The following is a 20,526-nucleotide window of genomic DNA, read 5'->3' on the forward strand; positions in this document are numbered from 1 at the left end:
CTGAAGTTCGAAGTCGAACTGATCGCCCCGATCGCGATGGAAGAGAAGCTCCGCTTCGCCATCCGTGAAGGCGGCCGCACCGTCGGCTCGGGCGTCGTCTCGAAAATCATCAAGTGATCGGATCGGCGGATCATACCGCCGGACCGGAAGGGCCGCCCCTCGGGGCGGCCCTTTTGCGTTTTCCGTCCGCTCTGCCGCGGGTGGAGACGCGCGGAGGAACCCCGCCGGCGCGCCACGGTTGAACTGCGGGCCCCGTGTCGCGTATCCGCAAAGAGACGCGGGACATCATGCCCCGCCGGCCCCGACCAAGGAGATCCCCATGACCGCCTGCATCAAATACGCCTACGCCCTCAACGGACCGGAGGCCGGGCAGCGGCTGGAGCATGGGCATCTCGTGGAGGTGTTGCGCGCGGATCAGCTGGGGTGGGTGCACCTTGATGCCACGGACCCGGAGGCGCCCGATTGGATCGCGCACAACCTCCCTTACCTCGATCCGGCGGTGCATGAATCGCTCACCGTGACGGCCACCCGCTCCCGCGCGACGCGGATCGGGGACGGGATGCTGGTGGTGCTGCGGGGCGTGAACATGAACGAGGGCCGCGATCCCGAGGACATGGTGGCCGTGCGCATGTGGGTCGATGAGAACCGCATCGTGACCCTCTCACGCCAGCGGGTCCGCGCGCTGGAGGACATCTGCAACGCGCTCGACACGGGGCAGGGGCCCGAGACGGCGGGGGCGTTCCTCGACATGCTGGCCGAGCGGCTCAATGCCCGGCTGGAGCCGCTGGTGATGGAACTGGACACCGAGACCGACGGGCTGGAGACGCAGGTGATCGGCGATCCCGACCAGTCCCTGCGCAAACGGATCGTCGCGATGCGCCTGCAGGTGATCGAGTTCTATCGCCACTGCTCGCCGCAGGTGCAGGCCCTGCGCGCGGTGGAGGAGGCGGCCCCGCCCTTCCTGGCCGAGACCGACAGGCTGGGCCTCGCCGAGACCCGGCAGAGCCTGACCCGTCAGGTGGAGAACCTCGCGGAGATGCGTGATTCCCTCGCCGTCCTGCGCGAGGAACTGTCGGGCCAGATCTCGGATCGGCTGAACCGGCACATGTATTTCCTCTCGATCATCTCGGCGATCTTCCTGCCGCTGGGGTTCCTCACGGGGCTGCTTGGGATCAACGTGGGCGGCATGCCCGGGGCCTCCAGCCCGATCGCCTTCTGGCTGGTCTGCGGGGGGCTGTCGACGGTGGTTCTGGCTCAGCTGATGGTGCTGCGGCGGGCCCGCTGGCTCTAGGACGCGACGGCAACTGCCGGGTCCTGCGGGAATTCTCCGACACCGTGCAGATCCGCTCTTGATCTTGCTTTCGCAGTGCCCTATCCCACGGCACGGCCTAGGGGTATAGCTCAGTTGGTAGAGCATCGGTCTCCAAAACCGAGGGTCGCGGGTTCGAGTCCTGCTGCCCCTGCCAGTCCTCCGGACAATTCGATTTTCAGCACCGCTCCGGCGGGCTGCGATCGTTTGTCCGAGGGGGACGGCTTCAGGGATGACTTGAAAACATGCGCCGCGCGGCGTATGTGACGGCGATCCGCGGCAGGGGCCGCGGCAGGCAGACAACAGCAGAACGGACGCAACGCGCATGGCCAACCCGATCCAGTTCATCCAGCAGACCCGTGGCGAGATCGCAAAGGTCTCCTGGCCCACGCGCCGTGAGGTGCTGCTGACCACGGTGATGGTCTTCGTGATGGCCTTCGTGGCCGCCGTCTTCTTCTGGCTGGTCGATTTCCTGATCCGCATGGGTCTGACCGGGCTGCTGAGCCTCTTCAGCTGATCCGGCTGCGGTCCGGCGCCGCCCGCTGGGTGGCGCGGGGCCGCGACGCGCCATTGGGGCCATCCCGGGATGTGCCCTTGAAATTACCGGCGCATACTTGTAGGGACCTCCTACTCTCGCGAGGTGGCGTGCGGCGATTCGAGTTGCGCGCCGATTTTTATTGCGGGGAGCGGCAGGTAACTGCCTGAAAGGTTTTGAATGTCCGGCTGTGGCCGGATGGGACGGGGAACGAAGGCGACATGGCAAAACGGTGGTACTCGGTTAGCGTTCTCTCGAACTTCGAGAAGAAGATTGCCGAGCAAATCAGGACTGCGGTCGTTGAGAACGGTCTCGAGAGCGAAATCGAAGAGGTCCTGGTCCCGACCGAGGAAGTGATCGAAATCCGGCGCGGCAAGAAGGTGAACACCGAACGCCGCTTCATGCCGGGCTACGTGCTGGTGCGGATGGAAATGTCGGATCGGGGCTATCACCTGATCAGCTCCATCAACCGCGTCACCGGCTTCCTTGGTCCGCAGGGCCGCCCGATGCCGATGCGCGACGCCGAGGTGAACGCGATCCTGAACCGGGTGCAGGAAGGCGAAGAAGCGCCGCGCACCCTCATCCACTTCGAAGTGGGCGAGAAGGTGAAGGTCAACGACGGGCCGTTCGAAGACTTCGACGGCATGGTCGAGGAGGTCGACGAGGACAACCAGCGCCTCAAGGTCACCGTCTCGATCTTTGGCCGGGAAACCCCGGTCGAACTGGAATTCGGTCAGGTCTCCAAGCAGGCCTGATCGCTGCGGGCCTTTGGGCCCGTTCATTCGTGGGAGGCGCGGCAACCGCGGTTGCCAGACCCGACCACGCGGTAAGGCCCGGGGAGACGCGTTTCCCATGGCCGGCAAGGGCAGGGCATCCTGTCTGAGCGATGAAAAAGGAGAGGCCACATGGCCAAGAAACTGATCGGCAGCCTCAAGCTGCAAGTTAAGGCTGGTCAAGCCAACCCCAGCCCGCCCGTCGGCCCCGCACTGGGTCAGCGCGGCATCAACATCATGGAATTCTGCAAGGCGTTCAACGCCAAGACGCAGGACATGGAGCCCGGCGCGCCGTGCCCGACCGTGATTTCCTACTACCAGGACAAGTCCTTCACCATGGAAATCAAGACGCCCCCCGCGTCTTATTACCTGAAGAAGGCTGCCAAGCTGAAGTCCGGCGCCAACAAGCCCGGCCGTGAAACCGCAGGCTCGGTCACCGTTGCACAGGTGAAAGAGATCGCGGAAGCCAAGATGAAAGATCTGAACGCCAACTCCGTTGAAGCGGCGATGCAGATCATCCTGGGCTCTGCCCGCTCCATGGGCATCGAGGTGAAGTAATGGCAAAGCTCGGTAAACGTACCCGCGCCGCTCGCGAAGCCTTCGCCGGCAAGGAAGACATCACCGTCGAGGAAGCCGTTGCGCTGATCAAGGCCAACGCGACCGCGAAGTTCGACGAAACCGTCGAGATCGCCATGAACCTCGGCGTCGACCCCCGTCACGCAGACCAGATGGTCCGCGGTGTCGTCGGCCTGCCGAACGGCACCGGCAAGACCGTCCGCGTGGCTGTGTTCGCACGTGGCGCCAAGGCTGATGAAGCCACGGCTGCTGGCGCGGACATCGTCGGCGCAGAAGACCTGATGGAAGCCATCCAGGGCGGCAAGATCGACTTCGATCGCTGCATCGCCACCCCGGACATGATGCCCGTCGTCGGTCGTCTCGGCAAAATCCTCGGCCCGCGCAACCTGATGCCGAACCCCAAGGTCGGCACCGTGACCATGGACGTCGCTCAGGCCGTGACCGACGCCAAGGGCGGTCAGGTTCAGTTCAAGGCCGAGAAGGCAGGTGTCGTGCACGCAGGTGTGGGCAAGGCCTCCTTCGACGAAGCCAAGCTGATCGAGAACATCCGCGCCTTCGTGGATGCCGTCTCGAAAGCCAAACCGGCAGGCGCCAAGGGCACCTACATGAAGAAGATCGCGCTCAGCTCCTCGATGGGCCCGGGCGTGTCGGTCAGCGTCGAAAGCGCAACCGGCAACTGATCCCGCTTCACGGGTAAAGTTAGAAAGGGCGGTCCCTCGGGGCCGCCCTTTTTCGTTGTCGCGCAGGGCGGGGGTGTTCCGTGGTCTCGCGGGGGAGGGGGCTTCCCTTGCCGGAGACTATGCGGGCGAGGGAAGGGGGCTTCGGGTCTCAAGCCCCGGCGGCGCGGGCGGCGTCGCGGCAGGTCTCTTCCAGAACCTTCGGCGCGTGGCGGGCGGCCTTCAGGCTCTCCTCCAGCGTCTCGCCCTCCACGGCGCCGGCGGCGATCCTTGCCATCGCGTAGCTCGGCACCTGGGCGATGCCCTTCAGCGCGTCGCGCACCACCGCGAGGGTCGCGAGGTAGTCGAGGTGGCTGCCCAGCAGGCCCGAGCCTTCCGCCGTGCCGCCCTCGGCATTCACCCGGCAGGCCTCGGCATCGGTGGAGAGGAAGGACCGGCAGATCATCGGCCGCGCCTCGTAGGCCCGGCAGGCGCGTGTGTCGGGATCGAGCGCGGGGCAGGCGGCCCTGTGCCAGTCGCGTCCGTCGGGTTGCCCCGCCAGCGGGGACAGGGCCGCGTGCAGGCGGGTGGCCTCCGCCTCGGTGATCAACCCGCCGTCGCCCTCGGTCAGGATGCAGCAGAAGGCGCAGCCCGCGGTACAGGCGGCATTGCGCACGGCCTCGGGCGGGTTCGCCAGCATCGCGTCCCGCGTGGCGCTGCCAAGCCGCCAGGCGGCCTGGCCGCCGGCCATCTCCGACACGGTTTCACGCAGGGACAGCCCGTGCTGCTCGGCCATGTCGAGATAGGCCGCAAGCATCCGCCGGGCGCGCTCCTCCAGCGGGCCGGACATGCCCCGGGCGCGGGCCTTCGCGAGCCGCGGCTTGAGGTCCGAGGGGCGCTTGGGGGCGCGGGGCTTGCTGCTCATGTGGTCCCTCTCGAGCGGGCTGGGGCTGACGGCGGCAGCATAAAGCAGGGCACGGCAGGGTCCAGCCACCCGCAATGATGCGATTTCATTGCAAGAAAGGCCAAAACATGCCATGGTTCCCAAGACCGGTTCCCGGCAGGCAATGGCCTGCATGGGGTGTTGCGTGGTCTTTGGACTTGCACCCGCCGGTTACAGCTTCTAAACGGAACTACGCACTCAGCGCGCGATTCGTCGTGCGCTCTTTGCGTTTCGTCCGAGACGGCGGGTGGAGCAATCCATAAATCCTGCCTGAGACGGGAAAGAACCGATTTCTTCGGATGCCTCCACCGGCACCCGGGGCGAGATTGGACGGACCCGTAACAAGGACCCGCATGGCCGGGATCTTGCATCCCGGCTGAATTGAGCCGGAGGGTCTGACCCTCCCAAACTGGAGTGAAACTGTGGATAGAGCCCAGAAAGAGAAAGTGGTCGAGGAGCTCGGCCAAATCTTCGAAAGCTCTGGCGTTGTGGTGGTTGCCCACTACACCGGCCTCACGGTTGCTGAGATGCAGTCGCTGCGTGCCAAGGCCAATGAGGCCGGTGGTGCAGTGCGCGTCGCCAAGAACAGGCTCGCCAAGATCGCCCTGGAGGGAAAGCCCTGCGAAAGCATGGCCCCGCTCCTGACGGGCATGACCGTTCTGACCTATTCCGAGGACCCCGTGGCAGCAGCCAAGGTGGCCGAGGACTTCGCCAAGGAAAACAAGAAGTTTGAGATCCTTGGCGGTGCAATGGGTGAGACCGCTCTTGACCGGGCCGGTGTTGAAGCCGTGTCGAAAATGCCGTCGCGCGAGGAGCTCATCGCTTCCATCGTCGGCTGCATCGGCGCACCCGCTTCGAACATCGCCGGCGCGATTGGCGCACCTGCTTCGAATATCGCCTCCATCCTGTCCACCATCGAGGACAAGGCGGCGTAAGCACCCTTCGAGACCGTCGTGGGTTGCAAGCCCACACGTTGGAACACATCTAGAGAAACGGAACCTGACAAATGGCCGATCTTAAAGCCCTTGCTGAGCAAATCGTCAACCTGACCCTGCTCGAAGCCCAAGAACTGAAAACCATCCTGAAAGACGAGTACGGCATCGAGCCCGCAGCCGGTGGCGCCGTCATGATGGCTGGTCCCGCAGGCGATGCCGGCGGCGCAGCTGAAGAAGAAAAAACCGAGTTCGACGTCATCCTGAAGTCGGCCGGCGCTTCGAAAATCAACGTCATCAAAGAAGTCCGCGGCATCACCGGCCTGGGCCTCAAAGAAGCCAAAGAGCTGGTGGAAGCCGGCGGCAAGGCTGTCAAAGAAGGCGTGTCGAAAGACGAAGCAGAAGACATCAAGTCCAAGCTGGAAGCAGCTGGCGCCGAGATCGAAATCAAGTGATCTGGCGTTCCGGTGGGTGGGCCCCGTGCCCGTCCGCCGGAGACCGCACCGGGCAGGAGGCCCTGTCTCCACACCGGTGACGATGTATTTCAGGCTGGATACGGGCCCGTCCCGTGTCCAGCCGAACCTGTCTCAGAGAGGCCCTGCGCGTCGGGGCTTTTCTAAGGCGAGGTTCAACGGGTCGGGAGGCTGCCTTTGGGACGGCGGCCGGGAATTGACCCAGAACCCCAATGCCTGTCTCGAAAGGGGGCGATGCCGGGGCCCGACGGCATCACTCTCGTTGAGAAACGAAAGGTGACATCTGTCATGGCTCAGACCTACCTCGGTCAGAAACGTCTTCGCAAATACTACGGCAAGATCCGCGAAGTCCTGGAAATGCCGAACCTCATCGAGGTTCAGAAAAGCTCCTACGAACTCTTCCTGAAATCCGGCGACCAGCCCGAGCCCTCCGATGGCGAAGGCATCAAAGGCGTCTTCCAGTCGGTCTTCCCGATCAAGGATTTCAACGAAACCGCCGTTCTCGAATTCGTCAAGTACGAGCTGGAAAAGCCGAAATACGACGTCGAAGAGTGCATGCAGCGCGACATGACCTACAGCGCCCCGCTGAAGGTCACCCTGCGGCTCATCGTGTTTGATATCGACGAAGATACCGGCGCCAAGTCGGTCAAGGGCGTGAAGGAACAGGACGTGTTCATGGGCGACATGCCCCTGATGACGCCCAACGGGACCTTCATCGTCAACGGCACCGAGCGGGTCATCGTGTCCCAGATGCACCGTTCGCCGGGCGTGTTCTTCGACCACGACAAGGGCAAGACCCACTCCTCGGGCAAGCTGCTCTTCGCCTGCCGCATCATTCCCTACCGCGGCTCGTGGCTCGACTTCGAATTCGACGCCAAGGACATCGTGTTCGCCCGTATCGACCGTCGCCGGAAGCTGCCGGTGACGACCCTGCTCTATGCCCTCGGGCTGGATCAGGAGGCGATCATGGACGCCTACTACAACACCGTGACCTTCAACCTGCGCCGCGGCCAGGGCTGGGTGACGAAGTTCTTCCCCGAGCGGGTGCGCGGCACGCGCCCGACCTATGACCTTGTCGACGCGGACTCGGGCGAGATCATCGCCGAGGCCACCAAGAAGGTCACGCCGCGCGCGGTGAAGAAGCTGATCGACGAAGGCAACGTCAAGAACCTGCTGGTGCCCTACGAGCACATCCTCGGCAAGTTCGTTGCCAAGGACATCATCAACGAGGAAACCGGCGCCATCTACGTCGAGGCCGGCGATGAGCTGACCCTCGAGTACGACAAGGACGGCGACGTCACCGGCGGCTCGCTGCAAGAGCTGCTGGACGCGGGCATCACCGAGATCCCCGTTCTGGACATCGACAACATCAACGTCGGTGCCTACATCCGTAACACCATGGCGATGGACAAGAACATGAACCGCGACAGCGCGCTCATGGACATCTATCGCGTCATGCGTCCGGGTGAGCCGCCGACCGTCGAGGCCGCCTCGGCCCTGTTCGACACCCTGTTCTTCGACAGCGAGCGCTACGACCTCTCGGCCGTGGGCCGCGTGAAGATGAACATGCGCCTCGCACTCGACGCGCCCGACACCATGCGCACCCTGCGCCGCGAGGACATCGTGTCCTGCATCAAGGCGCTGGTGGACCTGCGTGACGGCCGTGGCGAGATCGACGATATCGACCACCTCGGCAACCGTCGGGTCCGCTCCGTCGGCGAACTGATGGAAAACCAGTACCGTGTCGGCCTGCTCCGCATGGAGCGCGCGATCAAGGAACGCATGTCGTCGGTCGAGATCGACACCGTCATGCCGCAGGACCTGATCAACGCGAAGCCCGCCGCGGCTGCCGTGCGTGAATTCTTCGGCTCCTCGCAGCTGTCGCAGTTCATGGACCAGACCAACCCGCTGTCCGAAGTGACGCACAAGCGTCGTCTCTCGGCGCTTGGCCCGGGCGGTCTGACCCGTGAGCGTGCCGGCTTCGAAGTCCGCGACGTTCACCCGACCCACTATGGCCGGATGTGCCCGATTGAGACGCCGGAAGGCCCGAACATCGGTCTGATCAACTCGCTGGCGACCTTCGCCCGCGTGAACAAGTACGGCTTCATCGAAACGCCCTACCGCACGGTCGAGAACGGCCATGTGACGGACGAAGTGAAGTACATGTCCGCGACCGAGGAAATGCGCCACACCGTGGCACAGGCGAACGCCAACCTCGACGAGAACGGCGACTTCGTGAACGAGCTGGTCAACACCCGCCAGTCCGGCGAATACACCCTTGCCCCGCGCGAAAGCGTCGACCTGATCGACGTGTCGCCCAAGCAGTTGGTGTCGGTCGCCGCCTCGCTCATTCCGTACCTCGAAAACGACGACGCGAACCGCGCTCTCATGGGCTCGAACATGCAACGTCAGGCGGTTCCGCTGCTGCGGGCCGAGGCGCCGCTGGTCGGCACCGGGATCGAGGAAGTCGTCGCACGTGACTCCGGCGCGGCCATCATGGCCAAGCGGGCAGGCATCATCGACCAGGTCGATGCGCAGCGGATCGTGATCCGGGCCACCAAGGACGTCGAAATCGGCGATGCCGGCGTGGACATCTACCGGATGCGCAAGTTCCAGCGCTCGAACCAGAACACCTGCATCAACCAGCGTCCGCTGGTGAAGGTGGGTGACACGGTCGAGAAGGGCGAAGTGATCGCCGACGGTCCGTCCACGGATATGGGCGAACTGGCTCTCGGCAAGAACATCATCGTCGCGTTCATGCCCTGGAACGGCTACAACTACGAGGACTCGATCCTGATCTCCGAGCGGATCGCGCGGGATGACGTCTATACCTCGATCCACATCGAGGAATTCGAAGTCGCCGCCCGTGACACCAAGCTCGGGCCGGAAGAGATCACCCGCGACATTCCCAACGTCGGCGAGGAAGCCCTGCGCAACCTCGACGAAGCCGGTATCGTGTATATCGGTGCGGACGTGGAGCCGGGCGACATTCTCGTCGGCAAGATCACTCCGAAGGGCGAAAGCCCGATGACGCCGGAAGAGAAGCTCCTCCGCGCCATCTTCGGTGAGAAGGCCTCGGACGTGCGCGACACCTCGCTGCGTGTGAAGCCGGGCGACTACGGTACCGTCGTGGAAGTGCGTGTCTTCAACCGTCACGGTGTGGAGAAAGACGAGCGTGCGCTGCAGATCGAGCGCGAGGAAGTCGAACGTCTGGCCCGTGACCGGGACGACGAGCTGGCGATCCTCGACCGCAACATCTACGCGCGTCTGAAGTCGATGCTGCTGGGCAAGGTGGCGGTGAAGGGCCCGAAAGGGGTCAAGCCGAACTCCGAGATCACCGAGGAACTGCTGGGCACTCTGACCCGCGGTCAGTGGTGGCAGCTGGCCCTGGGCGAAGACCAGGAAGCGCAGATCATCGAAGCCCTGAACGAGCAGTACGAAGTGCAGAAGCGCGCTCTCGATGCCCGCTTCGAGGACAAGGTCGAGAAGGTCCGCCGTGGCGACGACCTGCCGCCGGGCGTGATGAAGATGGTCAAGGTCTTCGTGGCCGTGAAGCGCAAGCTTCAGCCGGGCGACAAGATGGCCGGCCGTCACGGGAACAAGGGTGTTGTGTCGCGCGTGGTGCCGATGGAGGACATGCCGTTCCTCGCGGATGGTACCCCGGTCGACTTCTGCCTCAACCCGCTGGGTGTGCCGTCGCGTATGAACGTCGGTCAGATCCTCGAGACGCACACCGGCTGGGCCTGCCGTGGCCTCGGCATCAAGGTGGACGATGCTCTGGGTGAATACCGCCGCACCGGCGACCTGACCCCGGTCAAGGAAGCGATGCGCATCGCCTATGGCGACGATGTCTACGAAGAAGGCATCGAAGGCATGGACGAGGATCACCTCATCGAGGCGGCCAGCAACGTGACCCGCGGTGTGCCGATCGCCACCCCGGTCTTCGACGGCGCGAAAGAGCCCGACATCAACGAACGTCTGCGCAACGCGGGCTTCGACGAGTCCGGCCAGTCCGTGCTGTTCGACGGCCGTACCGGTGAACAGTTCAGCCGCAAGGTGACGGTGGGCGTGAAGTACATGCTCAAGCTGCACCACCTCGTGGACGACAAGATCCACGCGCGTTCGACCGGCCCGTACTCCCTCGTCACGCAGCAGCCGCTGGGTGGTAAGGCGCAGTTCGGTGGCCAGCGTTTCGGGGAAATGGAGGTCTGGGCTCTGGAAGCTTACGGTGCCGCCTACACCCTGCAGGAAATGCTGACCGTGAAGTCGGACGACGTGGCCGGCCGGACCAAGGTCTACGAAAGCATCGTCAAGGGCGAGGACAACTTCGAGGCCGGCGTGCCCGAATCCTTCAACGTGCTCGTGAAGGAAGTCCGCGGCCTCGGCCTGAACATGGAACTCCTGGACGCGGACGAGGACGAGTAAGGGCGCCAGCCCCCTCGGGGGCGGCCCGCCGCCGCCCCGCCCTCGCTCCAAGCCAAGTCATTTAGGAAGACGACATGAACCAGGAACTGACGAACAACCCGTTCAACCCGCTGACCCCGCCGAAGGTGTTTGACGAGATCAAGGTCTCGCTGGCGTCGCCGGAACGGATCCTCTCGTGGTCCTACGGCGAGATCAAGAAGCCGGAAACCATCAACTACCGGACCTACAAGCCCGAGCGCGACGGCCTGTTCTGCGCCCGTATCTTCGGGCCGATCAAGGACTACGAGTGCCTCTGCGGCAAATACAAGCGCATGAAGTATCGCGGCGTCGTCTGCGAGAAATGCGGTGTCGAAGTGACGCTCCAGAAGGTGCGCCGCGAGCGTATGGGCCACATCGAGCTGGCCGCGCCCGTCGCCCACATCTGGTTCCTGAAATCGCTGCCGTCCCGCATCGGCCTGATGCTGGACATGACGCTGCGCGATCTGGAACGCGTGCTGTACTTCGAAAACTACGTTGTCATCGAGCCCGGTCTGACCGACCTGACCTACGGCCAGATGATGACCGAAGAAGAGTACATGGACGCGCAGGACGCCTTCGGCATGGACGCCTTCACGGCGAACATCGGCGCCGAGGCCATCCGTGAGATGCTGGCGGCCATCGACCTCGAAGCCGAGGCCGAACAGCTGCGCGCGGACCTCGCCGAAGCCACCGGCGAACTGAAGCCCAAGAAGATCATCAAGCGTCTGAAAGTCGTTGAATCCTTCCTCGAGTCGGGTAACCGCCCCGAGTGGATGGTCATGACCGTGATCCCCGTGATCCCGCCGGAACTGCGTCCGCTGGTTCCGCTGGATGGCGGCCGCTTCGCGACCTCCGACCTGAACGACCTCTACCGCCGCGTGATCAACCGGAACAACCGTCTGAAGCGGCTGATCGAACTGCGTGCGCCCGACATCATCGTCCGCAACGAAAAGCGGATGCTGCAGGAATCGGTCGACGCGCTCTTCGACAACGGCCGTCGCGGCCGCGTCATCACCGGCGCCAACAAGCGCCCGCTGAAGTCGCTGTCCGACATGCTGAAGGGTAAGCACGGTCGCTTCCGTCAGAACCTTCTGGGTAAGCGGGTCGACTTCTCGGGCCGTTCCGTGATCGTGACCGGTCCGGAGCTCAAGCTGCACCAGTGCGGCCTGCCGAAGAAGATGGCGCTCGAACTCTTCAAGCCCTTCATCTACTCGCGTCTGGAGGCCAAGGGCCTGTCCAGCACCGTGAAGCAGGCGAAGAAGCTGGTCGAAAAAGAGCGTCCCGAAGTCTGGGACATCCTCGACGAGGTCATCCGCGAGCACCCGGTTCTGCTGAACCGCGCGCCCACGCTGCACCGTCTGGGTATCCAGGCGTTCGAACCCCAGCTGATCGAAGGCAAGGCCATCCAGCTGCACCCGCTCGTCTGCTCGGCGTTCAACGCCGACTTCGACGGTGACCAGATGGCCGTGCACGTTCCGCTGTCGCTCGAGGCGCAGCTCGAAGCCCGCGTCCTGATGATGTCGACGAACAACGTTCTGTCGCCCGCAAACGGCGCGCCGATCATCGTTCCCTCGCAGGACATGATCCTTGGCCTCTACTACACGACCATCATGCGCGAAGGCATGAAGGGCGAAGGCATGGCCTTCGGCTCCATCGACGAGGTGCAATACGCCCTCGACACCGGCGCCGTGCACCTGCACGCCAAGATCACCGCGCGCATCCTGCAGATCGACGAGGAAGGCAACGAGGTTACCAAGCGGTTCGAGACCACCCCCGGTCGCGTCCGTCTCGGCGCCCTGCTGCCGATGAACGCCAAGGCGCCCTTCGAACTGGTCAACACGCTGCTGCGTAAGAAAGACGTGCAGCGGGTCATCGACACCGTCTACCGCTACTGCGGTCAGAAGGAGTCGGTCATCTTCTGTGACCAGATCATGCGTATGGGCTTCCGCGAAGCGTTCAAGGCCGGCATCTCCTTCGGTAAGGACGACATGGTCATCCCCGACAACAAGTGGGAGATCGTGGAAGAGACCCGCGAGCAGGTGAAGGACTTCGAACAGCAGTACATGGACGGCCTGATCACTCAGGGCGAAAAGTACAACAAGGTTGTCGATGCCTGGTCGAAGTGTAACGACAAGGTCACCGAAGCCATGATGTCCACCATCTCGGCCGTTCCGCGCGACGAGAACGGGGCAGAGGGCGAGACGAACTCGGTCTTCATGATGGCCCACTCCGGTGCACGGGGCTCGGTCACGCAGATGAAACAGCTGGGCGGGATGCGCGGCCTGATGGCGAAGCCGAACGGCGACATCATCGAGACCCCGATCATCTCGAACTTCAAGGAAGGCCTGACGGTTCTCGAGTACTTCAACTCGACCCACGGCGCCCGTAAGGGTCTGTCGGATACGGCACTGAAGACGGCAAACTCGGGGTACCTGACCCGTCGTCTGGTGGACGTGGCGCAGGACTGCATCGTGCGTGAAAAGGACTGCGGCACCGACCGCGCGGTGACGGTCGAAGCGGCTGTCAACGACGGCGAAGTCGTGGCCCCGATCGGCGAGCGCCTGCTGGGCCGTGTCGCGGCGGAGGACATCCTGCGCCCCGGCACCGACGAGGTTCTCGTGGCCACTGGCCAGCTGATCGACGAACGCATGGCCGACACGGTCCAGGACGCCAACGTCCAGTCGTGCCGCGTGCGCTCGCCGCTGACCTGTGAAGCCGACGACGGCGTCTGCGCCATGTGCTACGGCCGCGACCTTGCACGCGGTACGATGGTGAACCAAGGCGAAGCCGTGGGCATCATCGCGGCACAGTCGATCGGTGAACCCGGCACCCAGCTGACGATGCGGACCTTCCACATCGGCGGCGTTGCCCAGGGTGGTCAGCAGTCGTTCCTCGAAGCCAGCCAGGAAGGCACGGTCGTCTTCGAGAACGCGCAGCTGCTGGAGAACGCCAACGGCGAGATGCTCATCATGGGCCGGAACATGAAGCTCCGGATCGTGGGCGAGGACGGGGACGAACGCGCCAGCCACAAGCTGGGCTACGGTACCAAGCTCTTCGTCAAGGATGGCGATACCGTCACCCGCGGCACCAAGCTGTTCGAGTGGGACCCCTACACCCTGCCGATCATCGCGGAGAAGGCCGGTCTGGCAAAGTTCGTCGACCTCATCACGGGTATCTCCGTGCGGGACGAGACCGACGATGCCACCGGCATGACCCAGAAGATCGTGTCCGACTGGCGTGCTGCGCCGAAGGGCAACGAGCTGAAGCCGGAAATCCTCATCGTCGACGAGGAAGGCGAGCCGCTGCGGAACGAGGCCGGGAACCCGGTCTCCTACCCGATGTCGGTCGATGCCATTCTCTCGGTCGAAGAGGGGGCCACGATCAAGGCCGGTGACGTTGTCGCGCGTATCCCGCGTGAAGGTGCGAAGACGAAGGACATTACCGGTGGTCTGCCGCGTGTGGCCGAACTCTTCGAAGCCCGTCGTCCCAAGGACCACGCCATCATCGCCGAGATCGACGGCTACGTGCGCTTCGGTCGCGACTACAAGAACAAGCGTCGCATCACGATCGAGCCCGCGGACGAGTCGATGGAACCCGTCGAGTACATGGTGCCCAAGGGCAAGCACATCCCGGTGGTCGAAGGCGACTTCGTCCAGAAGGGTGACTACATCATGGACGGCAACCCGGCGCCGCACGACATCCTCTCCATCATGGGTGTGGAGGCTCTGGCGGACTACATGATCAACGAGGTGCAGGACGTCTATCGACTGCAGGGCGTGAAGATCAACGACAAGCACATCGAGGTGATCGTTCGCCAGATGCTGCAGAAGTGGGAGATCTCCGACAGCGGCCAGACCACGCTGCTGAAGGGCGAACACGTCGACAAGATCGAGTTCGACCAGGCGAATGCCAAGGCCGAGCGCGAGGGCCGTCGTCCGGCAACGGGCGAGCCGATCCTGCTCGGGATCACCAAGGCCTCGCTGCAGACCCGGTCCTTCATCTCGGCGGCCTCCTTCCAGGAGACGACCCGCGTGCTGACCGAAGCCTCGGTTCAGGGCAAGCGCGACAAGCTCGTCGGCCTGAAGGAGAACGTGATCGTGGGTCGTCTGATCCCGGCCGGGACCGGTGGGGCCACGCAGCGCGTGCGCCGTATCGCCTCCGACCGCGACAACGTGGTGCTGGAAGCCCGCCGCGAAGAGGCGGAGGCCGCTGCGGCCCTCGCCGCTCCGGTCATGGACGAGGCCGACAGCAGCATGGTCGACGTGCCGGAAAGCCGCGATTGATCGCCTGACGGTGAGACATGAATGATGAGAAGGGGCAGGTTTTCCTGCCCCTTTTCTTTTAGGGCGCGCTTGAGGGGGCGCATGGAGCGAAACGCTGGCGGGCAGCGCCACAGCCTCGGCTCCCTCGCTGTCCAGTGTCCGGTCGCAGCGCCCCTGCAGAGCAGCTTCTGAGGCGGCCGTGCATGGCAGGGCAGGGGGCGCCACCCGGGCAGACCCCATCCCCTCCGATTTGGCCTCTTCCGTCCGGCCCCCTGTCATGGCATTCCAGCCGGGCAGAGGAGCCATTTCATGTCCGACAATATTCGCGGCGCGCTGATCATGATGGCGTCGATGATGTGTTTCACCCTCAACGACACGCTGACCAAGACGCTGGCCGGGGCGTTGCCGCCGCATCAGGTGCTGGTGATGCGCAACGGGCTGACCACGCTGGTGCTGCTGGCGGTTTCGGTTCACCTTGGCCACTTCCGCCTCAAGCTGCCGCGCCGGGACCGGGGCCTGATCCTCGCCCGTGGCCTTGCCGAGGCGGCCTCGGCCTATTTCTTCCTGAACGCGCTTTTCCATCTGCCGCTGGCGAATGTCACCGCCGTCGTGCAGTCCCTCCCGCTGGCCGTGACGCTGGCGGCGGCGATCTTCCTCAAGGAGCCGGTCGGCTGGCGGCGCGCCTCGGCGATCGGGGTGGGCTTCATCGGCGTGCTGCTGATCCTGCGCCCGGGGCCGGAGGGCTTCTCGCTCTACTCCTTCTACAGCCTGATGGCGGTGGCCGTGGTCACCCTGCGGGAGCTCTTCACCCGGCAGGTGAAGGGCGATGTGCCCTCGCTCCTGATCACCACCGTCACCTCGGCCACGGTCTTCGTCTCGGCCCTGATCTATGGCGGCGCGGTCGGCGGCTGGGTGGCCCCCAGCGGTGGCCAGTGGATCACGGTCGGCTCGGCGGCGGCGGTGATCCTCGTGGCCTATGTGGCCTCGGTCATGGCGATGCGCGTGGGAGAGGTCTCTTTCGTCTCGCCGTTCCGCTATGTCTCGCTCCTCTGGGCGCTGCTTCTGGGCTGGCTGGTCTTCGGCGACTGGCCGGGCCCGATCACCCTGCTGGGCGGCGCGATCGTTATCGGATCGGGCCTCTTCATGATATGGCGGGAACAGCGCATCGCACGCCGGGCCGTGACGACCGAGGCGGCAGCGCGGACACTGGGATCGGGTCGGGGGCTGAAATGACACAGGTGCAGATGCTGGGGCTCTGCCGCTTCTCCTATCCGACGGCGCTGGACGGGTTCGAGCGGACGGGGGCGGATGCCGTCACCAACGCGGCCCACCTCTATGCGCCCGAGCGCCTGTCGCTCCGGCTGTGGTTCTTCGAACATGTGACCCTGCCTGCGATCCGCGCGCAGGATGACCCGGATTTCACCATTGCCCTGCTGGCAGGGGAGGGGATGCCCCAGCCCTTCCGCGCCCGGCTGGAGGCGCTCGTCGCCGACATCCCGCAGGTCCGGGCGCACTTCCTGCCGGAGGGTCAGAAGCACCGTGCGGTCTGCAAGTCCGTGCTGACGGCGCTGCGCGATCCAGAGGCCCGCGCGGTGGGGGAGTTCACGCTGGATGATGATGACGCGGTGGCGGTTGACTTCATCGCCTCGGCCAAGCGCCACTTCGCGGCCATGAAGGACATCTGGCGGGAAGAGAACCGCGCCGCCCTCGACTATAACGCGGGCCTCGTGCTGCGGGCGGGGGCAGGGGGGCTGGAGGCCGAGGCGGTGAACCGCCAGCAGTGGGCCCCGGCGCTTGCCATCTTCTCGCGGCCCTCCAGCACGCGCAGCCTGCAGGACTTCAATCACCGCCGGGTCTGGTCCCGCATCCCGACGCTGACCCTGCCGTCCCCGGTGATGTTCCTGCGCGGCGCCCACGGCGGCAACGACAGCTCCGTCGCGCGGCCGGGGGAGGGAGGGCAGGCAATCACCGATCCGCAGGTCGCCAGCCTGCTGGCCACCCGCTTTGCCATTGACGCCGGGGCGCTTTCTGCGGCATGGGAGAGCCTCCGCGCGGGGTGAGGCGGCCGGGACCGGACGCAGGTCCCCGGGACGCGGCGGCAGTTCTTGTCAACAAGGGGCGTTTGCCCCTGCATATGTTGACAAGGTCTCCGACTCCCCCTATACGCGCGGCAATCAGGTGGGGGGTAGTCCATCCGCCTTTCAGAATCGAAGTGGTCAAGATCCGGGCTGGTGCCCCGATCCTCTGGAAAACCCACCGCGTCGTACCCCTTACATACCGGGGGGCGAGTGCGGTTTTTTCGTTGCGCTTGTGCGCGAGTCACGGTCAGGCGCGGACGCGCACCAGGCCATTTTAGGAACCCGCACGGGCCGCACCACCGTGCAACACATGTGTTAGAGACGGGGAAAGAAACCCAATGCCCACGATCCAGCAGCTGATCCGCAAGCCGCGGCAGCCGAAAGTGAAACGCTCCAAGTCGCAGCACCTGGAAAACTGCCCGCAGAAGCGTGGCGTTTGCACGCGCGTTTACACCACGACTCCGAAGAAGCCGAACTCGGCAATGCGGAAAGTTGCCAAGGTCCGTCTGACCAACGGCTACGAAGTCATTTCCTACATTCCCGGTGAAAGCCACAACCTTCAGGAGCACTCCGTTGTCCTGATCCGTGGCGGCCGTGTGAAAGACCTTCCGGGTGTCCGTTACCACATCCTGCGTGGTGTTCTGGATACCCAGGGCGTCAAAGACCGTAAGCAGCGCCGCTCGAAATACGGCGCGAAGCGTCCGAAATAAGAGGTACAGCCGATGTCTCGTCGTCACGCCGCAGAGAAGCGCGAAGTCCTGCCCGACGCCAAGTATGGTGACCGGGTTCTGACCAAATTCATGAACAACCTGATGATCGACGGCAAGAAATCGGCCGCCGAGAAAATCGTCTACTCGGCACTCGACCGGGTGGAGAGCAAGGTGAAGCGTGCGCCGGTGGAAATCTTCCACGAAGCGCTCGACAACATCAAACCCTCGGTCGAGGTCCGCTCGCGCCGTGTGGGTGGTGCCACCTACCAAGTGCCCGTCGAAGTGCGCCCCGAGCGTCGTGAAGCCCTGGCGATCCGCTGGCTGATCAACGCGTCGCGTTCGCGCAACGAGAACACGATGGAAGAGCGCCTGGCAGGCGAACTGCTGGATGCCGTGAACTCGCGCGGTTCCGCCGTGAAGAAGCGCGAAGACACCCACAAGATGGCCGACGCCAACAAAGCGTTCAGCCACTACCGCTGGTAACCTCAGGAAGGCAGGCCCCTCATGGCACGCGAATATCCGCTCACCCGGTATCGTAACTTCGGCATCATGGCCCACATCGATGCCGGCAAGACGACCACGACCGAGCGTATCCTCTACTACACCGGCAAGTCCCACAAGATCGGCGAAGTCCACGACGGCGCCGCGACCATGGACTGGATGGAGCAGGAGCAGGAGCGGGGGATCACGATCACGTCCGCTGCGACCACGACCTTCTGGCAGTGGCAGGAAGATCCGACCGCCGAAGGCACGTCGGACACGAAGTTCCGCTTCAACATCATCGACACCCCCGGCCACGTTGACTTCACCATCGAAGTCGAACGTTCGCTGGCCGTGCTCGACGGTGCGGTCTGCCTTCTCGACGGTAACGCCGGTGTTGAACCCCAGACCGAAACCGTGTGGCGTCAGGCTGACCGCTACAAGGTTCCGCGTATCGTGTTCGTCAACAAGATGGACAAGATCGGCGCAGACTTCTTCAACTGCGTGAAGATGATCAAGGACCGTACCGGTGCGACCCCCGTTCCCGTTGGCATGCCCATCGGTGCAGAGGATCAGCTGGAAGGCACCATCGACCTGATCACCATGGAAGAGTGGGTCTGGAAGGGTGACGACCTCGGCGCAGGCTGGGTCCGTCAACCGATCCGCGACGAGCTGAAAGATCTGGCCGACGAATGGCGCGCCCACATGATCGAAGCAGCCGTCGAGATGGACGACGACGCCATGGAAGCCTACCTGGAAGGCGAAGAGCCCGACGTGGCAACCCTGCGGAAACTGATCCGCAAGGGCACCCTGTCGCTCTCCTTCGTTCCGGTTCTGGGCGGCTCCGCGTTCAAGAACAAAGGTGTGCAGCCGCTGCTGAACGCCGTCATCGACTTCCTGCCGGGTCCGCTCGACGTTCCGCCGTACATGGGCTTCAGCCCGGACGACGAGACGGAAGAGCGTAACATCGCCCGTCACGCATCCGACGAAGAGCCGCTTTCCGGCCTCGCGTTCAAGATCATGAACGACCCGTTCGTGGGCTCGCTCACCTTCACCCGCATCTACTCCGGTGTGATGAAGAAGGGCGACTCGATCCTGAACTCGACCAAGGGCAAGAAAGAGCGCATCGGTCGTATGATGATGATGCACGCGATCAACCGCGAGGAGATCGAAGAGGCATTCGCAGGCGACATTATCGCGCTGGCCGGTCTGAAAGAGACCACCACCGGTGACACGCTCTGCGCTCAGAGCGCCCCTGTCGTGCTCGAAACGATGACCTTCCCCGATCCCGTGATCGAGATCGCCATCGAACCGAAGACCAAGAACGACCAAGAGAAAATGTCTCAGGGTCTGCAGCGTCTGGCGGCCGAAGACCCCTCCTTCCGCGTGGAGACCGACCTCGAGTCCGGTCAGACCATCATGAAGGGCATGGGCGAACTTCACCTCGACATCCTTGTCGACCGTCTGAAGCGCGAGTTCAAAGTCGAAGCCAACATCGGCGCCCCGCAGGTGGCCTACCGCGAGACCATCGGTCACGAGGTCGAGCACAGCTACACCCACAAGAAACAGTCGGGTGGTTCGGGTCAGTTCGCAGAGGTCAAGCTGGTCATCAGCCCGACCGAAGCCGGCGAAGGCTACTCGTTCGAGTCGAAGATCGTTGGTGGTGCGGTTCCGAAGGAATACATCCCCGGCGTCGAAAAAGGGATCAAGTCGGTCATGGACTCCGGTCCGCTGGCAGGCTTCCCGGTCATCGACTTCAAGGTCGCGCTGCTGGACGGTAAGTTCCACGACGTCGACTCGTCGGTCCTCGCGTTCGAGATCGCAGCCCGTATGTGCATGCGTGAAGGCATGCGCAAAGCTGGCGCGAAACTGCTCGAGCCGATGATGAAGGTCGAAGTGATCACCCCGGAAGAATACACCGGTTCGATCATCGGCGACCTGACCTCCCGTCGTGGCCAGGTCTCGGGCCAGGAGAACCGCGGCAACGCCGTGGCGGTCAACGCCTTCGTGCCGCTGGCCAACATGTTCGGCTACATCAACAACCTGCGCTCCATGTCCTCGGGCCGCGCGCAGTTCACGATGCAGTTCGACCACTACGACCCGGTTCCGCAGAACATCTCGGAAGAGATCCAGTCGAAGTACGCATAAGCAGCGGTGCGGGGTCAGCCCCGCACCCTACTACCCCGTAGGGTGCGTCCAAGGACGCACCGCCAGACAGATAGGAGGCCCCAATGGGCAAGGCAAAGTTTGAACGCGGCAAGCCGCACTGCAACATCGGCACCATCGGTCACGTCGACCACGGCAAGACCACGCTGACCGCTGCGATCACCAAGTACTTCGGCGAATTCAAAGCCTA

Annotated in this window: 17 protein-coding genes and 1 tRNA gene; 17 read left to right on the plus strand and 1 reads right to left on the minus strand. The window is 64.0% G+C overall.

The features are described from left to right. The 7 genes from LCM32_RS21765 to rplA all read left to right on the plus strand — a co-directional run. Positions 1 to 117 (plus strand): hypothetical protein (locus LCM32_RS21765; protein ID WP_224823206.1); only part of this gene is annotated, 117 nt, incomplete at its 5' end. Between the two features lie 202 nt (positions 118 to 319). Continuing rightward, positions 320 to 1,291 carry a zinc transporter ZntB gene (locus LCM32_RS21770; protein ID WP_224823193.1) on the plus strand — a complete coding sequence of 324 codons (972 nt, stop codon included), beginning with the start codon at positions 320 to 322 and terminating at the stop codon, positions 1,289 to 1,291. 99 nt (positions 1,292 to 1,390) lie between these two features. Continuing rightward, positions 1,391 to 1,466: transfer RNA gene (locus LCM32_RS21775), tRNA-Trp, on the plus strand. 168 nt (positions 1,467 to 1,634) lie between these two features. Beyond that, complete coding sequence (secE, locus tag LCM32_RS21780) at positions 1,635 to 1,826, plus strand: preprotein translocase subunit SecE (protein ID WP_224823194.1); 192 nt, start codon at positions 1,635 to 1,637, stop codon at positions 1,824 to 1,826. Positions 1,827 to 2,065: 239 nt separating this feature from the next. Next, positions 2,066 to 2,599, plus strand: a complete 534-nt coding sequence (gene nusG, locus LCM32_RS21785; RefSeq protein ID WP_224823195.1) for a transcription termination/antitermination protein NusG — start codon at positions 2,066 to 2,068, stop codon at positions 2,597 to 2,599. 150 nt (positions 2,600 to 2,749) lie between these two features. Then, positions 2,750 to 3,175, plus strand: coding sequence for a 50S ribosomal protein L11 (gene rplK / locus LCM32_RS21790; RefSeq protein ID WP_222492133.1), 426 nt, complete (start codon positions 2,750 to 2,752; stop codon positions 3,173 to 3,175). After that, on the plus strand, positions 3,175 to 3,873 hold the full coding sequence (gene rplA / locus LCM32_RS21795) for a 50S ribosomal protein L1 (protein WP_224823196.1): 699 nt from the start codon (positions 3,175 to 3,177) through the stop codon (positions 3,871 to 3,873). Before rplK ends, rplA begins: the two co-directional genes overlap by 1 nt. 148 nt (positions 3,874 to 4,021) lie before the next feature. Here rplA and LCM32_RS21800 read toward each other — a convergent pair whose 3' ends face one another. Next, a complete protein-coding gene (locus LCM32_RS21800) occupies positions 4,022 to 4,774 on the minus strand; it encodes a YkgJ family cysteine cluster protein (RefSeq protein ID WP_224823197.1) in 753 nt (250 codons plus the stop codon). A 440-nt stretch (positions 4,775 to 5,214) separates the two neighbouring features. Between LCM32_RS21800 and rplJ the strand changes: the two genes are divergently transcribed. The 10 genes from rplJ to LCM32_RS21850 all read left to right on the plus strand — a co-directional run. After that, positions 5,215 to 5,727 carry a 50S ribosomal protein L10 gene (gene rplJ / locus LCM32_RS21805; protein ID WP_224823198.1) on the plus strand — a complete coding sequence of 171 codons (513 nt, stop codon included), beginning with the start codon at positions 5,215 to 5,217 and terminating at the stop codon, positions 5,725 to 5,727. 71 nt (positions 5,728 to 5,798) lie between these two features. Continuing rightward, entirely contained in the window at positions 5,799 to 6,179 is a 381-nt protein-coding gene (gene rplL / locus LCM32_RS21810) for a 50S ribosomal protein L7/L12 (protein ID WP_224823199.1), read from the plus strand. A gap of 306 nt (positions 6,180 to 6,485) precedes the next feature. Further along, positions 6,486 to 10,622 carry a DNA-directed RNA polymerase subunit beta gene (gene rpoB, locus LCM32_RS21815; protein ID WP_224823200.1) on the plus strand — a complete coding sequence of 1,379 codons (4,137 nt, stop codon included), beginning with the start codon at positions 6,486 to 6,488 and terminating at the stop codon, positions 10,620 to 10,622. Between the two features lie 74 nt (positions 10,623 to 10,696). Further along, entirely contained in the window at positions 10,697 to 14,923 is a 4,227-nt protein-coding gene (gene rpoC / locus LCM32_RS21820; protein WP_224823201.1) for a DNA-directed RNA polymerase subunit beta', read from the plus strand. Positions 14,924 to 15,211: 288 nt separating this feature from the next. Continuing rightward, positions 15,212 to 16,135: a DMT family transporter gene (locus LCM32_RS21825; protein ID WP_224823202.1), complete on the plus strand. Its 924-nt coding sequence runs from the start codon at positions 15,212 to 15,214 to the stop codon at positions 16,133 to 16,135. Continuing rightward, positions 16,132 to 16,962, plus strand: coding sequence for a glycosyltransferase (locus tag LCM32_RS21830; RefSeq protein WP_224823203.1), 831 nt, complete (start codon positions 16,132 to 16,134; stop codon positions 16,960 to 16,962). Before LCM32_RS21825 ends, LCM32_RS21830 begins: the two co-directional genes overlap by 4 nt. Before the next feature lie 356 nt (positions 16,963 to 17,318). After that, positions 17,319 to 17,690, plus strand: coding sequence for a 30S ribosomal protein S12 (rpsL, locus tag LCM32_RS21835; RefSeq protein ID WP_222492150.1), 372 nt, complete (start codon positions 17,319 to 17,321; stop codon positions 17,688 to 17,690). 12 nt (positions 17,691 to 17,702) lie between these two features. Further along, positions 17,703 to 18,173 (plus strand): 30S ribosomal protein S7, encoded by a 471-nt coding sequence (rpsG, locus tag LCM32_RS21840; protein ID WP_224823204.1) that lies wholly within the window; start codon positions 17,703 to 17,705, stop codon positions 18,171 to 18,173. A 21-nt stretch (positions 18,174 to 18,194) separates the two neighbouring features. Then, positions 18,195 to 20,318: an elongation factor G gene (gene fusA / locus LCM32_RS21845; RefSeq protein WP_224823205.1), complete on the plus strand. Its 2,124-nt coding sequence runs from the start codon at positions 18,195 to 18,197 to the stop codon at positions 20,316 to 20,318. Positions 20,319 to 20,401: 83 nt separating this feature from the next. Beyond that, the coding region (locus tag LCM32_RS21850; protein WP_263618282.1) for a GTP-binding protein at positions 20,402 to 20,526 on the plus strand (125 nt) is incomplete at its 3' end.

Origin of the sequence: Pseudooceanicola nanhaiensis, from assembly GCF_020171315.1 — a bacterium.
GTDB classification, from domain to species: domain Bacteria; phylum Pseudomonadota; class Alphaproteobacteria; order Rhodobacterales; family Rhodobacteraceae; genus Pseudooceanicola; species Pseudooceanicola nanhaiensis_A.

Excerpts from the sequence above, each read along its gene's own strand:
- LCM32_RS21770 (WP_224823193.1), top strand. The coding sequence starts at position 320 with ATGACCGCCTGCATCAAATACGCCTACGCCCTCAACGGACCGGAGGCC.
- secE (WP_224823194.1), top strand. The coding sequence starts at position 1,635 with ATGGCCAACCCGATCCAGTTCATCCAGCAGACCCGTGGCGAGATCGCA.
- rpsL (WP_222492150.1), top strand. The coding sequence starts at position 17,319 with ATGCCCACGATCCAGCAGCTGATCCGCAAGCCGCGGCAGCCGAAAGTG.
- rplK (WP_222492133.1), top strand. The coding sequence starts at position 2,750 with ATGGCCAAGAAACTGATCGGCAGCCTCAAGCTGCAAGTTAAGGCTGGT.
- LCM32_RS21830 (WP_224823203.1), top strand. The coding sequence starts at position 16,132 with ATGACACAGGTGCAGATGCTGGGGCTCTGCCGCTTCTCCTATCCGACG.
- LCM32_RS21825 (WP_224823202.1), top strand. The coding sequence starts at position 15,212 with ATGTCCGACAATATTCGCGGCGCGCTGATCATGATGGCGTCGATGATG.
- rplA (WP_224823196.1), top strand. The coding sequence starts at position 3,175 with ATGGCAAAGCTCGGTAAACGTACCCGCGCCGCTCGCGAAGCCTTCGCC.
- fusA (WP_224823205.1), top strand. The coding sequence starts at position 18,195 with ATGGCACGCGAATATCCGCTCACCCGGTATCGTAACTTCGGCATCATG.
- nusG (WP_224823195.1), top strand. The coding sequence starts at position 2,066 with ATGGCAAAACGGTGGTACTCGGTTAGCGTTCTCTCGAACTTCGAGAAG.
- LCM32_RS21800 (WP_224823197.1), bottom strand. The coding sequence starts at position 4,774 with ATGAGCAGCAAGCCCCGCGCCCCCAAGCGCCCCTCGGACCTCAAGCCG.
- rpoC (WP_224823201.1), top strand. The coding sequence starts at position 10,697 with ATGAACCAGGAACTGACGAACAACCCGTTCAACCCGCTGACCCCGCCG.
- rplL (WP_224823199.1), top strand. The coding sequence starts at position 5,799 with ATGGCCGATCTTAAAGCCCTTGCTGAGCAAATCGTCAACCTGACCCTG.
- rpsG (WP_224823204.1), top strand. The coding sequence starts at position 17,703 with ATGTCTCGTCGTCACGCCGCAGAGAAGCGCGAAGTCCTGCCCGACGCC.
- rpoB (WP_224823200.1), top strand. The coding sequence starts at position 6,486 with ATGGCTCAGACCTACCTCGGTCAGAAACGTCTTCGCAAATACTACGGC.